Origin of the sequence: Microcoleus anatoxicus, assembly GCF_042465725.1 — a bacterium.
Lineage (GTDB): Bacteria > Cyanobacteriota > Cyanobacteriia > Cyanobacteriales > Microcoleaceae > Microcoleus > Microcoleus anatoxicus.
In genome coordinates, this window is record NZ_CP120853.1 from 3209916 (window position 1) to 3222821 (window position 12906).

The following is a 12906-nucleotide window of genomic DNA, read 5'->3' on the forward strand; positions in this document are numbered from 1 at the left end:
ATGCTAAATACAGAGTAAGCTTGACCTTACACTAAGTTTACTGGTGTTTTTGCGTATTTTCCACAGTTCAAGACCCTGATTTTAAATTGTCTACGTAATTCCCACAGTATAATTCGCTGAATTTTTACTTGCAATGTACAAAGCCCAGCCCATAACTACCCTAAACACTAAATCCTTAAAATTGAGCGGGCTTTTGAGAAATCTAGCAGGGATTATATTGAAATTTTGTAACAATCCCTTGACAACAATCTGTGGACAACAATCCCAGGGATGATAAATTCCTACAGGTGCAGGATTCTAGGGACAGTGACTTAAAATTCCTGCTTCGAGTTCCCGATAATTAATTATTGTTTTATATAGTTTACTGATCAGAACATTTGTTTTTGTTGTGGATGTGGCAATCTCGTTGACCGCCCCTTTGCCCGATCGGAGTGGAAAAATATGTTTTTATTGCTAAATAGTAAAAAGCAGGCAAAATTATATCTATCTCAAGACAGATTATGAAAATATCCAGAGAAAATAGAAAAGGGAAAAATGTAATATAGCCTTTCTAACTCTCCTATGAGGTACGAGCGAGAATTGGTAATGGGTAATTGGTAATCCTTGCAGGAGTCGTAAATTTTTTACCCCACCCCAACCCTCCCCTTGCTAAGGGGAGGGAGTAAGAAATTCACAAATGATTTAGGATTGCTATAGGTAATTGGTAATTAGTAATTGGTAATGGGTAATAGGTAATAGGTAATAGGTAATTGGTAATTGGTAATGGGTAATTGGTAATTGGTAATTGGTAAATAGTAATTTTTTGATGGATGACGAACGACGGAGGGTTGAGATTTTAAATTGGGGATACTCGATAAAAATAAGCACAACCCCGCAGATTCATTGATGCCCCTGGTCTGGAGGGGGGCAATGCCAAATCCCCAATGGCAAATACCCAATGCTCAATCGACAGACCAATTAACTAATACCAATTTCATAAAGTAGCGCTACATATCTACCCCCCCAACCCCCCCTTATTAAGGGGGGGCTAAGAACTACATTTGTAGTAGGAATTTATGAAAATGGTATAATTGACACACTATGGAGGTGGGAGATGGAGGGCAGATGGTAGAGGATAAGCGGTGGCGACATTTACCTCCCAGGCACTCTCCCCGAAAAATTACCTCAACTTTGTTAGCCATATTACCCTGAAACCGGTGGGTGAGAGTAGAAGTAATTCTAATAAGAACTAAAGATCCGCCTGGTAAAGTGCTCCCAAGTTAACTTCACCATGCAATGAAAAACTTGAGTTTACCGCCAATGTAAAGGGGTCTGTGGTAGAGGTGCAAAATGTCAAAAATAGGAATATTTAAGTTAAGTAAGCTTTCCAAGAGCCACAAGGCCATAAAAACTAATAAACTGTTATTAAAGTACAAGTTTTATAACCTCAAAGTGTTTGAGCAAATATTTCGCAACCAGGCGATCGCCAGATGGGAAGACGCCGATTCAGAAACTTTGATTGAAAGAGTAAACATAAGTTGGTCAATTGTTATTGCTAGTGACAAAAACCTAGGAAAGTTCAGAATTGAGGCGGGAGGGCATTAAATCTGTGAGCCAAGAATTTAGACTGTCTGTCACCCCTGTTGAGGATGACGAATACTTTGTGCGGACAGAAAAGGTTGCACCCGGTGTACCCTTGGGAGAAGAAAGAGTCCGCTGGCCGATCGACCAATGGCTGGCTTTGTCTGCCGAACTGATGAATGACCCCTTAATGGGCTTGCTTCAGGGAAAAACCAGTCGCGTGCTGTCGCGATCGGCAAAAAATCCAGCACCAAATTTAGTAGCCCTCGGCCAACAATTACACAGTGGGCTATTTCAAGGGCGGTTGCGCGATAGCTGGACTTGCGCTCAAGGCATAGCACAGCATCGCCGAGAAGTGCTGCAACTGCGTGTGGGAATCAAAGACAGACGGTTGTCACGGTTGCCTTGGGAGGTTCTACACGCTGACGATCGCCCCTTGGCCACTGGCACTGATGTGGTCTTCTCGCGCTACCACACGGGTACAAACATAGTAAAACCAACTCACATTATTCCCAATAGCGGCCCGTTAAGGATTTTAATGGCGATCGCCTCTCCCAGCGATCGAGACAGCTTGCAACTAAAGCGAGAAGTTCTTCACCTGCAAGAAGAACTCCAAAACCGGACTGTGAACCCCCTCAAACACAACCTGCACGCGCCAGAGATTCAATTGACAATTCTCGAACAGCCCGATCGAGAACAATTAACCCAAGCCCTAGAACAAGGGCACTACCAAGTTCTGCACTACGCCGGACATAGCAACTTGGGTTCCAGAGGTGGCGAACTTTACCTAGTCAGCAGCCGCACGGGCTTAACCGAAACCTTAAGTGGCGACGACTTAGCAGGTTTGCTAGTCAACAACGGCATTCAAATGGCCGTATTCAACTCTTGCCGAAGCGCCTACAGCAATGCCTCAAAGCAAGGGGAAGATAGCCCCGAACGCAACTTAACAGAAGCTTTGGTCAAGCGGGGGATTCCTGCGGTGTTAGCAATGGCAGAAAGCATCCCCGACGATGTGGCCCTGACTCTGACACGGCTGTTTTACCGCAACTTGAATCAAGGCTATCCAGTGGATCTGAGCCTGAGTCGGGCTAGAGCGGGACTGATTACTGCCTACGGTTCTCATCAGTTATACTGGGCTTTGCCGATTCTCTACCAGCACCCCGAATTTGACGGCTATCTGACAGGTACTCCTACTCAACAAGGGACAGGAGATTCTTTGCAGCCCAAAAAATCCCTAGCGTCGGAAACGCAGCCACTGTTGGCTGGTGCCAAATCGAAGACTTGGAATTCCGCTAATGTTGAGGAAGAAGCAGACTGTGCTGATGGGGAAGTCAGGAGCCATTTTCCAGACAAATTAGGGTTTCCCATGAATGGGCGGGAGCAAAATTCTGCTCTCTCGACTGTAAATGCCCGGTCTCCACTTCCGGCAGTAACACCCCCCATTTCTACTCCTGGCTCTTCCCTTGCTACTACTCAACAAAGTCGGACTCCAGTAGCTACTGTCAAACCAGTCAAAAAATTGGGATGGAAAAAATATCTGACTGTGACGTTTTGTGCGTTGCCTCTGGCTTTGGGGGCTGGTTTTTTGGGGTGGCGGCAATTGCAAAACAGCAATTCCAAACCCGAAGAGTTATTACCGACGGTGCGGACTCCTATTTCCCAAGGTTATCTACAAATACAGCGGGTAAATTTGGAACAAACTCAGACTGCTAAAGTAATGGCGATCGCTCTGAACAACTTTCAGGCTGGGGAGACTTGGGCCGGTCTTAAAGCCACAGAAGCATTGCTCGATCGAGTAGCACTACCACAGGCAGAAGGTGCTCTGCAAGCTGTCCCCAAATTTGCCATGGATCAGCCAGAAGTTAATTTTCTTAAAGGTCGTTTGGCTTGGCAATTTCAACAAATCGGCAACAAAAAATACAGTGTTGACGACGCGAGGCGTTCCTGGGAGATCGCTCTCAAGGCGCGTCCACATTCCCTGAAGTATCGGAATGCTTTAGGTTTTGCTTATTATGCTGAAGGTAATTTCGATCGTGCTTATCAAGTTTGGGCGGAAGTGCTCAATTCCATCGCACCGATTCCCAACAAACCAACTGCTTCTGTGTCTGTGCAAGCGGGCAATGATATTTTAACTGCGATCGCCGGTTTGGGAATGGTGATGGCAAAATCTCTTCCCAACCTGACGCCTCAACAGCAAGCAGCTCGTTTGACCAAAGCGATCGAATTTCGCCAACAAGTGATTGCTAGCGATCCGCTGAGTTTTGGGCCTGATGCCCTGGCGAAAAATTGGCTGTGGTCCGAGGCGGCAATTCGCGATTGGCAGTCCCTGCAAAAGTTGCAAAAAGCGCGATGATCCATCAAAAGTATGGAGGAATATTCTAGTGTTGTGATTCTCTGTATCCACTGTTAAAATGTACAATTTTTGTGACCCGATCGACAGGTCCACTCAGCCCAAATACGCTGGTGGGCAAGTGTCGATCGGCTTGTCCGATCGGGCAAATTGATTTAGAGAACAACGCACAATTGGAGCAGAAAGAAGCAGAATTTGAGGGGAAAATTCAACAAAATCAATGGTTTCAGCAATTAAAAAAGTCCTGTGTGCCAAGGCATTTGCTCTACCTCTAGGGTGTTGGATCGTTTTTGTGCCAAGAGTGAGGCTCAGGGACGACTTTGCCTTGGTGGTGGATTTGTGGCCGATCGTGCTTTGGGAGCGACAACCTACAGGGAACCAGTAGAAATTCAGTACATTACTGCCGCAAATCACTGCCAGGAACGGCTGTGAATTTGTGGTGTGGCCAATATTTTGCACTAGCTGTCAGGGTGGTTGCGCGATGGTTTGTACCAGTGCTCATTGAGTGCCTTTTGGGCTAAAACCTGTGCAACGGCTAGGGCAAATTTTACCCAACTCCGATCGGATTGCCATCCCCCTGGTCTGTTCTCTACAAGTTATATGGTGAACAGTTTAATAGAAGATTCCTCCCAGGGATTTGGGGTTTTGAGGTCATTCCAGGGGCGAATAACTGGCTTTTCGAGTAGGTGCCAGTGCCATTGACAATCAGTACCGCTTCATCTTGTTGACGTAAAATTTGGTAAAATTTCATCCCGCAGCGATCGGCGGTTTCCACAGATTTCCTCTACCTGGTACCCTAGGTATTTCCAGCGATCGCGCTTGGCTTTTTACTTTAATGGCAGACCCGATCGGGGGACTGGTGAAAGCTGCTGAACAGACTTTACTCTCCAAAAGTAAACTCTTTAATTTGCAGCAACAATCCCGGAGTCGATCTCCGTCGCGAGCTCAATCATCAGGATTGAGCAGCAAATATATCACAGATCCAGCATCTTTAGTTTCAGACCAGACCTTGAGGCCGCAGAAATTAATCCAGAATCTTAATATTCAGAATTCTTAGTATTGACAGTCAAACAAAGTTCATCTAATGTGTTGTAATTGATATAAGTAAAGTCCAATAAGCGAGGTACGGTCAATGGCAGAAACAGCAACAGCACCCTTAACAGGAAAAGGTCTGCTTCAAAAAATCAAAGGCAGCGATTTGCCACGCAGAGAACTGGCAAAGCTTTGCGGCTACTTCACAGTGAGCAAGAGTGGAGAAACTCGGATTAACTTGGCTGAGTTTTACGATGCAGTGTTAGCTGCTAAGGGAATTGAGCTAGAGAAGTCGAAAGCTGATGGACGCGGACGAGAAGCCAGTTATCGAGCTAGCGTTCACAAGAATGGTTCCATCGTGATCGGGGCAAATTATACCCAAGAAATGGGATTAAAGCCCGGAGACGAGTTTGAAATTAAACTCGGATACAAGCACATTCGCTTGATTCAGATCGATGTGGACAGAGCTGATGTAGACATGGACGATCAAGAGGAGGATACAGAAGAATAGCAGCGAACCTGATGCAGTCAGCCGATGGTAAGGCGACTAAATTTGGCATTCACTGTATGAATATTTGCGCGCCAACCTTCGATTTAACTGATGAGCTGTCTTGACTATTTCTATTTTCTCTTGTCTCGCAAAGACTACAGTGCCTCTGAACTTCGCAAAAAGGGGCAAGAGAAAGGTTTTGGCCAGGTCGAAATATTGGAGGCGATCGCGCAAATTCAAGACCGGGGCTATCAGTCCGATACTCGCTTGGTGGCAAACTCGATCGCCTCTGCTGCAGGCAAATACGGGAAGTCTGCCGTCAAGCGCAAGTGCTTGCAAAAAGGAATTTCCAGCGATTTGTTCGAGCAAGTTTGGGAGGAAGAATCTGCTGAAAATGTAGACTCCGAAGCAGAAAAACTTGCCGGATTAAAAGCCAAAGTCATGCGAAAATACAAGATTGATACTTGGGATAAAGTAGATCCAAAGACCAAGGGTAAAGTCTTGAATTACCTCCAATACAGGGGGTTTAATCCCTTTGAAATTTGGCAGCAGTGGCAGCAGGAAGAAGCAGACGAGTAATTTACTAGGACCAAGCTCGATTTCAGAAGCCCCCAGTTCGGCAAACTTAACTGTACTGCTGTTTTGGGGGTCCTATTCTATGTTGTCAGTTTTTCTAACTATGGGACTTAGATCGAAAAGGCAAGAAAACAGGTGGTAGTCCCCAACTGGCAACTTTTAATCAAAAAAGCCCTTGCACAAAGGGAAATAGAAGCTTGCGGTCTAACGGAGTACCGTTAGACCGTCAGGTTCGCTCACGATTCGTACATCTGTTTGTGTCTGGCTAAAAGCTGTAGATATTTGGGGTTATTTTTGGCCAGCATCCATTTCTCTTTAAAAATAGTGGCAGATTCCGCTTTCTCCGAATCCGGTTCCAATCGAGATACTCTAAAAACAGAGAGTAAATTTTGCTACTGGACTCCGCGGCAATTTCAGGAGTCTTAAATCTCCAAAAAGGCAGAATTTCTCCTTTATAGGGCTACACCAACAGCACTCCCTGTTCTCCTTTCCCTACCCGATAAAGTTGCGGGTGCTCTCGAAAGTCGATCGTCTTAAAATCCTGATTGTAGTCAAATTGCTTCATTGAGGGTTTTGTACTCTCTCCGAAACTACAGAATTCCCCTCCATCCTTTGATCGGGTTTGGTATAAACCCAAGCCCAAGCAATTAAGACAGCTTGAAAAGGCAGCCTGAACCAATACAGAAGTGGGTGGTGGGGAATCCCTTCTATGGGAATGCTGTTCATGGCCTGATTAATATTAGCTGGAAACACGGCAATAAACAGAGCAATTAATCCCCAGGCGGCGGCGCGACTCACGGGAGGAACTAATAGACCAATCCCTCCCAAAATCTCGAAAAAACCGCTGATATAAACCAATGCTTCTGGGTAAGGAAGCTGGGGTGGCATGATTTTGATAAAAGGTGCGGGGACTGCAAAGTGGAGAACCCCTACCACACTAATAGCCACTGCGAGAATAACTCGCCAAATTTCTTTTTGAGTTTTCATGGGAGAGCATTAATTAAAAATTGTAAATTTGTAGCAATAATCCTTGCCAAAATCCGCTGTTTGTGAAACAGTTACCCAGTTTTCCCCGTCAACAACTAACCGCTAGGGGAACTTTGACAAACGGCTGCGGATTGTCACCCAAAAAAACAGCACGGGTATTTTATGAAAATCTTAATCGCCCGTTGCCGGATCTCGCCTCTGTCCTCCGGCAGTTTTCCTAAAAAAAATAGCAGACCCAGATTCCCAGACCACTTAAACTGCTGCGGGACTCTCACAGGAGATCTTTTTATACCAATTTTAAAAAAGAATGCAACAGTAGTCTTGTCCCTCCCCTTTATAAGGGGGGGTTAGGGGGGGGTCAAAGATTATTGCACGATTGTAGAGAAATGGTATTAGTTTTAATGAGGTTGATTTAAGTTGCAACTCAAAACTAGAAAATCTATCCAAAGCCCTATGTCTCATGCCCTAGGTTGATTTGGGCTGGCATTGCTAAATTAGAAATTGAGGTAATGCGATCGGGAATTTAGCTTTCATGACAGACAAACAGCAGCAACCAACAGAGGAAATCAAGCCCCCAGCAAATTCGGTTTGTGAAGCGTTTCAGGTGCAGGTAAAAACGGCTCAAGCTGCTGCGGAAACGGCGGCGATCGCACTTAACGCGATCGGTGTAGCAGGAACGGAAATTGGCACGGCTGCCGCCGCCAGTGCGGGGGAAGCAGCCGAGACAACTTTCAAACAAGCCCAGGAATATTTCGACACAGCCACCCGCGAGACAGGAAAAGTTTTGGAAGCAGTGGGCGACAACCCTCTGCTGCGAGAATTCCTGAAGTTTTTCCGTGCCGAAGGGCTGCTAACCTTAATCGGTATGGTGGATGTCGCCAGTGCTGAAGCTGCTGTGAAAAAGTTGCAGCAAGAGTATCCCCAGGAAACTCCTGCCGAAATCGCTCACCAAAAAACGAGCGAGAAGCCCCTGGCTTTAGACATGGGGAGGAAAGTGGCTGCGGTTTCAACCGCCTTCAATATTTCCCGATCTAACTGATTGAAAAGTTGAGTTAGAATAGATTGTAAGTAAGACAACCATCTACGTGTTGAAACATTCTAGTATCGGAGAAATCCCGGCGAGCGTGAGCCACCACACTCCTCAAGGAGTAGTAAGCCTGTATAACTGACAAGTAATGGCAGAGTGTGAAGCGTACCTATCTGGCGTTGTGATGGTCTATGAAAACAAACACAATTTAAAAGTAAGCGCAATTGCAATATCTTTTATAAGGGTAGTTGTTTTGAGCGTGTAGAGGTGATTTGATAGCACCTTTGAGAGTTTTCGGATTCATTCAAGAATCCCCGTGGCTTCAGCCCTGGGGAGTATCAAAGGATTGTAGTAGAAAAAGCCATCTATGCTGGCGGTATCGGCTTGGTAAGTAGCGTTGTCCCTGGAGTCGCCTTGGCGCTGCTGGCGGTGGATTTGGTAGCGACAACGCAGTTGCAAGCCCAAATGGTTTATCAGATTGCTGCGGCTTACGGTATGGATGTGCGCGAACCAACTAGGCGAGCGGAAGTTTTGGCTATTTTTGGCCTGTCGGTGGGTAGTTCCGAAGTGCTGAAAGTGCTTTTTGGTGGGCTGCGAAATGTGCCACTGGCAGGAATGGCGATCGGCGCGAGTACCAATGCTGTGATGTTTTATACGGTGGGGTACGCTGCTTGTAGGTTTTACGAGTCTAAGGGAGTTGTTTGACTTTTGACAGGGCGATCGCCCATGATGTCAAGTGATTTTAGATTTATTTAAACTTTCTTAATCCCCATTGATTATGAGAAAAAATAGTCTCCTTTTCTCTAGCAATAAATCACGCTCAAAAATTCGTATTTTCGGAAGTTCCCAACAATGTTAGAATATGTAATGTCATGGAAAAAATGTTATTAACTGCCGCGTGAGCCACAGGCTGTTTGACGATGCGGATCGACCAGATAGGCAAGCTATCAATATATATATGTGGCTAGAATTACCTGTAGCATCCAGCTAAATTCGATCGCCCTGAGAAAATCCCAAACTATTCTGCGAAAATATAACATTTTTTTCCTGGCAGGAACTTTCTTGCCACCAAATTATTCAAAAAGATTGAGCCTCCCAGCCCTGTGTCATTTTTATCTAAACACAAGCAATCACCGACGACCATGAACACTTCACTTAACACCCCTAAATTGCATCTCAATCGAATGCTGAGGCAATCCCTGCTAGCAAGCATCATCTCCGCAGCAGCCTTGGCTAGCGGATGGGTTCCCGGTTTTTACGGCAATTCGCCCAGCCTGGTTTTTGGATCGAGCGCCCAAGCTCAAGAGATTAGCAGAGAGGAGATTACTAGCTACGCTCGTGCTGTCTTAGCAATGGAACCTAGACGCGAGAAAGCTTATAGAGAAATAAAAGGAATGGCACCAGGTGGAGCGGTTCCAAGAGTATTGTGCAACGAAGCTCAGGGAATCAATAGGCTTTCTGGAAACATTCGCGGCGTGGCAGTAAATTACTGCGACGAAGCTAAAAAAATTATAGAAAATAGTGGTTTGACAGTTGCTCGCTTCAACCAGCTTACTTTGCTCCAGCAAGCTAATCCGGCTGTCAAAGCACAAATTCAAGCCGAGTTGCTACGGCTGCAACAACAAACTGCTAATCCATAGTTATTCGTGATTGGTGATTGGTGATTGGTGATTAGTTATGGGTGATTGGTTGGTGCCAATAGCTAATCACCAATTCCCTATTCCCGATTCCCGATTCAAAGGAAAATCCCGATAAATAAGATATTCCTCAAAAATTAGGTGCGACATCAAATCCTGTGAGGGATAAAATATAAATATGCTAATTTTTACAAAACATTTGCCTGCAAATCCTGATGCTGTAGTCAGCTTTGTTTTACCCCTGACTGCGGACGATCGCACTCGCAGTCGTCACCGATTTGAAACGGATGCCGGGGAAGTGGTAAACTTGCGTTTGCCCAGAGGTACTGTACTGCGCGATGGGGATTTATTGCAGTCGGAAGACGGTAATTGTTTAGTGCGAGTCACAGCCAAACCAGAAGCAGTGCTCGCAGTACGTGCTGGAAATCGGCTGCTACTGATGCGGGCGGCCTATCATTTAGGAAACCGCCACGTAGCTTTAGAAGTGGCTGATAATTATTTAAAGTTTTCTCCCGATTCAGTCTTGCAGGGAATGCTGGAAAAAATGGGTTTGGAAGTAACAGCAGAAATTGTACCATTTCACCCAGAAGTGGGAGCTTATGGCCATAGCCATTAAGATTTGAGATTTGAGATTTACGAAAGAAGCGAACAGAGAACAATCAAGAGTAAAGGCAAACCAAATCAATCAACAGTGAACAGTCAACTTTTATGTTTATTGCAGCTAGCTTTTGCACCTGTGGGAGCTTATAGTTATTCTGAAGGGCTCGAAATTTTAGTAGAAACAGGTGAGATCGATAGCGAAGTTAGCTTGAGGAGTTGGTTGCAAGACTCCCTGCAATTCGGGGCGATTCGAGTAGAGGCTGCGCTGGCGGTACGGGGTTTGAGAGCGGCGAAGAAAGGGGATTTAACAGCTTTAAGTTACTGGAATGGATGGGCGACGGCGACTAAGGAAACTGAAGAATTGCGATCGCAAAGTTGGCAAATGGGACGGACTTTGATGCGGTTATTGCTAGATTTGCGATCGCCCACACCGGATGGATTAACGAAAATAGTACCAGAATTCGTGGCATCGGAGGGTAATCAGTGCAATTTTGCCATCGCCTTTAGCATTGCTTGCGCTTGCTGGCAGATTGAAGAAGAAGCCGCCGTGTTAGGATATTTGTACAGTTGGGCGACAAACTTGGCGAGTGCGGGCGTGAAATTGATTCCCCTTGGTCAAACAGCCGGTCAACAATTATTGTTAGATTTGCACTCACAAATTAGCTTTACTGCCCAAGAAGTTTTAAAATTAGAAGATGACGACCTTGGTAGTTGTAGTTGGGGATTGGCCCTAGCTAGTATGGCCCACGAAACTCAATATACTCGATTATTTCGCAGTTAAAAATCAGAGAATATCAAATCAAAAATCGCTATGAGTGCTTTTCGTGTTGGAATTGCGGGCCCTGTTGGTTCGGGAAAAACAGCTTTACTTGATGCTTTGTGCAAATCCCTCCGTCAGCACTACAAGATGGCTGTGGTGACTAATGATATCTATACTCAGGAAGATGCACAGTTTTTGGTGCGGAGTCAAGCTTTGGATAGCGATCGAATTTTGGGCGTAGAAACCGGAGGCTGTCCCCACACGGCTATTCGGGAAGATGCTTCGATCAATTTAGTGGCTATTGAACAATTGGAATACAAATTCACTGACTTAGATTTAATCTTTGTCGAAAGTGGGGGGGATAACTTAGCGGCAACTTTTAGCCCTGAGTTAGTAGATTTGACAATTTACGTAATCGATGTGGCTGCGGGAGACAAAATTCCCCGCAAAGGAGGACCAGGAATTACTAAATCCGATTTGCTGGTAATTAATAAAACAGACCTCGCACCCTATGTGGGAGCAGATTTAGGAGTGATGGAACGGGATACTCAAAAAATGCGTGGGGAAAAACCTTTTGTTTTTACTAATTTGAAAAGCCAGGAAGGATTAGAATCGGTAGTTAATTTTATCCGCTACCATCTAGTCTAGAATTCTATTGAAATTAGATATCTAATGAGTCGAAGGGAGCATTTTTAAAGGTAGTTGATTAATATAATACCAATTTTAAAAAAGAATGCAACAGTAGTCTTGTCCCTCCCCTTTATAAGGGGGGGTTAGGGGGGGTCAAAGATTGTTGCACGATTTTAGAGAAATGGTATAACTCAGAAGTTGTTGGATTATCTACAGCGGGGAAAAGCGGGTTTACTAAATCATTAGTTTTAAACATGGATAATTTATACAACCCGCCCCTAGGATTTAATGTTAGTTCATGGGTTTGATTCCTGCCAAATCCAAAATTTGAGGAATTAAATCTTCCCGCTTGACAGCCATCATATGAACTCCTTGACAAATTTGTCGCGCTAGCTTAACTTGTTCGGCGGCAATTTTTATGCCTTCCTGTAAGGGTTCTGGAGCTTTTGCCAAACGATCGATCGTCTCTTGTGGTATGTGAACTCCCGGCACATTCTTTTTGATAAATTCAGCATTTTTAGCGGATTTAAACAGAAAAATTCCTGCTAAAACTGGTTTGTTAGAACCCGCAGCAATGTGGTGCATAAACTTATCTAAAATTTCAAAATCTGTGATTAATTGACTTTGAAAAAACTGGGCTCCTGCTTCTAATTTTTTCTCAAAGCGACTTTGTAAACCTGACCAACTGGGTGATTGTGGGTCAACAGCAGCACCGGCAAATAAATCAGTAACTCCATCTGTTAAAGGTTTGTCATTCCAATCGGTACCACCGTTCATTTTTTTAATAGCTTGCAGCAATCGTACTGCTTCAAAATCAAATACACTTTTGGCTTTTGGATGGTCGCCTGCTTTGACTGGATCGCCTGTTAGTGCTAATATATTGCGGATGCCTAAAGCGTGTGCTCCCATCAAATCTGCTTGCAAACCAATTTGATTGCGATCGCGACAAGCAACTTGACAAATCGGCTCAATGCCGTGCTGCAATAAAATTACGGATACTGCTAGGGGAGACATTCGTAGCACTGCACGACTGCCATCGGTGATATTAATGGCGTGAACGCGGTTTTTGAGCATTTCAGCCATTGCCAGGGTGTGAGTGATATCACCGCCTTTGGGGGGGGCAACTTCGGCGGTAATTATAAATTCTCCGGGGGTGGTGCAAGCAGTGCGAAAACGATTCATTATTTGTTGACAGTTGACGGTTGACAGTTGGCAGTTGGCAGTTGGCAGTTGGCAGTTGGCAGTTGGCAGTTGGTT

Annotated in this window: 15 protein-coding genes and 1 pseudogene; 13 read left to right on the plus strand and 3 right to left on the minus strand. The window is 45.0% G+C overall.

Going from position 1 to position 12906, the window contains the following annotated elements; all coding sequences use genetic code 11:
- The first annotated feature begins 1329 nt into the window (after positions 1-1329).
- From P2A85_RS13735 to P2A85_RS13765, 7 genes are all read left to right on the plus strand, one after another.
- A complete protein-coding gene (locus tag P2A85_RS13735; protein WP_340520575.1) occupies positions 1330-1584 on the plus strand; it encodes a hypothetical protein in 255 nt (84 codons plus the stop codon).
- A 4-nt stretch (positions 1585-1588) separates the two neighbouring features.
- Positions 1589-3913 (plus strand): CHAT domain-containing protein, encoded by a 2325-nt coding sequence (locus tag P2A85_RS13740; protein ID WP_377480957.1) that lies wholly within the window; start codon positions 1589-1591, stop codon positions 3911-3913.
- A 71-nt stretch (positions 3914-3984) separates the two neighbouring features.
- Entirely contained in the window at positions 3985-4185 is a 201-nt protein-coding gene (locus P2A85_RS13745; protein ID WP_377480960.1) for a hypothetical protein, read from the plus strand.
- 4 nt (positions 4186-4189) lie between these two features.
- Entirely contained in the window at positions 4190-4342 is a 153-nt protein-coding gene (locus tag P2A85_RS13750) for a hypothetical protein (protein WP_377480963.1), read from the plus strand.
- Positions 4343-4646: 304 nt separating this feature from the next.
- Positions 4647-4967 carry a hypothetical protein gene (locus tag P2A85_RS13755; RefSeq protein WP_377480965.1) on the plus strand — a complete coding sequence of 107 codons (321 nt, stop codon included), beginning with the start codon at positions 4647-4649 and terminating at the stop codon, positions 4965-4967.
- A 75-nt stretch (positions 4968-5042) separates the two neighbouring features.
- Positions 5043-5453, plus strand: coding sequence for an AbrB family transcriptional regulator (locus P2A85_RS13760; RefSeq protein WP_340520587.1), 411 nt, complete (start codon positions 5043-5045; stop codon positions 5451-5453).
- Between the two features lie 90 nt (positions 5454-5543).
- Positions 5544-6011, plus strand: coding sequence for a regulatory protein RecX (locus tag P2A85_RS13765; protein ID WP_340541195.1), 468 nt, complete (start codon positions 5544-5546; stop codon positions 6009-6011).
- A 233-nt stretch (positions 6012-6244) separates the two neighbouring features.
- On the opposite strand, the pseudogene P2A85_RS13770 reads toward P2A85_RS13765, so the two are convergent.
- Both P2A85_RS13770 and P2A85_RS13775 read right to left on the minus strand, forming a co-directional pair.
- A pseudogene (locus tag P2A85_RS13770) lies at positions 6245-6573 on the minus strand (DUF4385 family protein).
- Positions 6570-6995: a DoxX family protein gene (locus P2A85_RS13775; RefSeq protein ID WP_377480968.1), complete on the minus strand. Its 426-nt coding sequence runs from the start codon at positions 6993-6995 to the stop codon at positions 6570-6572. Before P2A85_RS13775 ends, P2A85_RS13770 begins: the two are co-directional and overlap by 4 nt.
- Positions 6996-7527: 532 nt before the next feature.
- Here P2A85_RS13775 and P2A85_RS13780 point away from each other — a divergent pair.
- From P2A85_RS13780 to ureG, 6 genes are all read left to right on the plus strand, one after another.
- The gene (locus P2A85_RS13780; RefSeq protein ID WP_377480971.1) at positions 7528-8034 is read left to right on the plus strand and encodes a hypothetical protein; all 507 of its coding nucleotides are present in this window, start codon (positions 7528-7530) and stop codon (positions 8032-8034) included.
- A gap of 372 nt (positions 8035-8406) precedes the next feature.
- Complete coding sequence (locus tag P2A85_RS13785) at positions 8407-8727, plus strand: EcsC family protein (protein WP_377480974.1); 321 nt, start codon at positions 8407-8409, stop codon at positions 8725-8727.
- Positions 8728-9206: 479 nt separating this feature from the next.
- Complete coding sequence (locus P2A85_RS13790; RefSeq protein WP_377480977.1) at positions 9207-9662, plus strand: DUF4168 domain-containing protein; 456 nt, start codon at positions 9207-9209, stop codon at positions 9660-9662.
- A gap of 175 nt (positions 9663-9837) precedes the next feature.
- Positions 9838-10275 (plus strand): urease accessory protein UreE, encoded by a 438-nt coding sequence (ureE, locus tag P2A85_RS13795; RefSeq protein ID WP_341732628.1) that lies wholly within the window; start codon positions 9838-9840, stop codon positions 10273-10275.
- A gap of 75 nt (positions 10276-10350) precedes the next feature.
- Positions 10351-11040, plus strand: coding sequence for an urease accessory protein UreF (locus P2A85_RS13800; protein WP_377480980.1), 690 nt, complete (start codon positions 10351-10353; stop codon positions 11038-11040).
- A 30-nt stretch (positions 11041-11070) separates the two neighbouring features.
- Positions 11071-11667, plus strand: coding sequence for an urease accessory protein UreG (gene ureG / locus P2A85_RS13805; RefSeq protein WP_341735020.1), 597 nt, complete (start codon positions 11071-11073; stop codon positions 11665-11667).
- 273 nt (positions 11668-11940) lie between these two features.
- On the opposite strand, the gene P2A85_RS13810 is transcribed toward ureG, so the two are convergent.
- Positions 11941-12831: a methylenetetrahydrofolate reductase gene (locus P2A85_RS13810; RefSeq protein WP_377480983.1), complete on the minus strand. Its 891-nt coding sequence runs from the start codon at positions 12829-12831 to the stop codon at positions 11941-11943.
- Between the last annotated feature and the right edge of the window lie 75 nt (positions 12832-12906).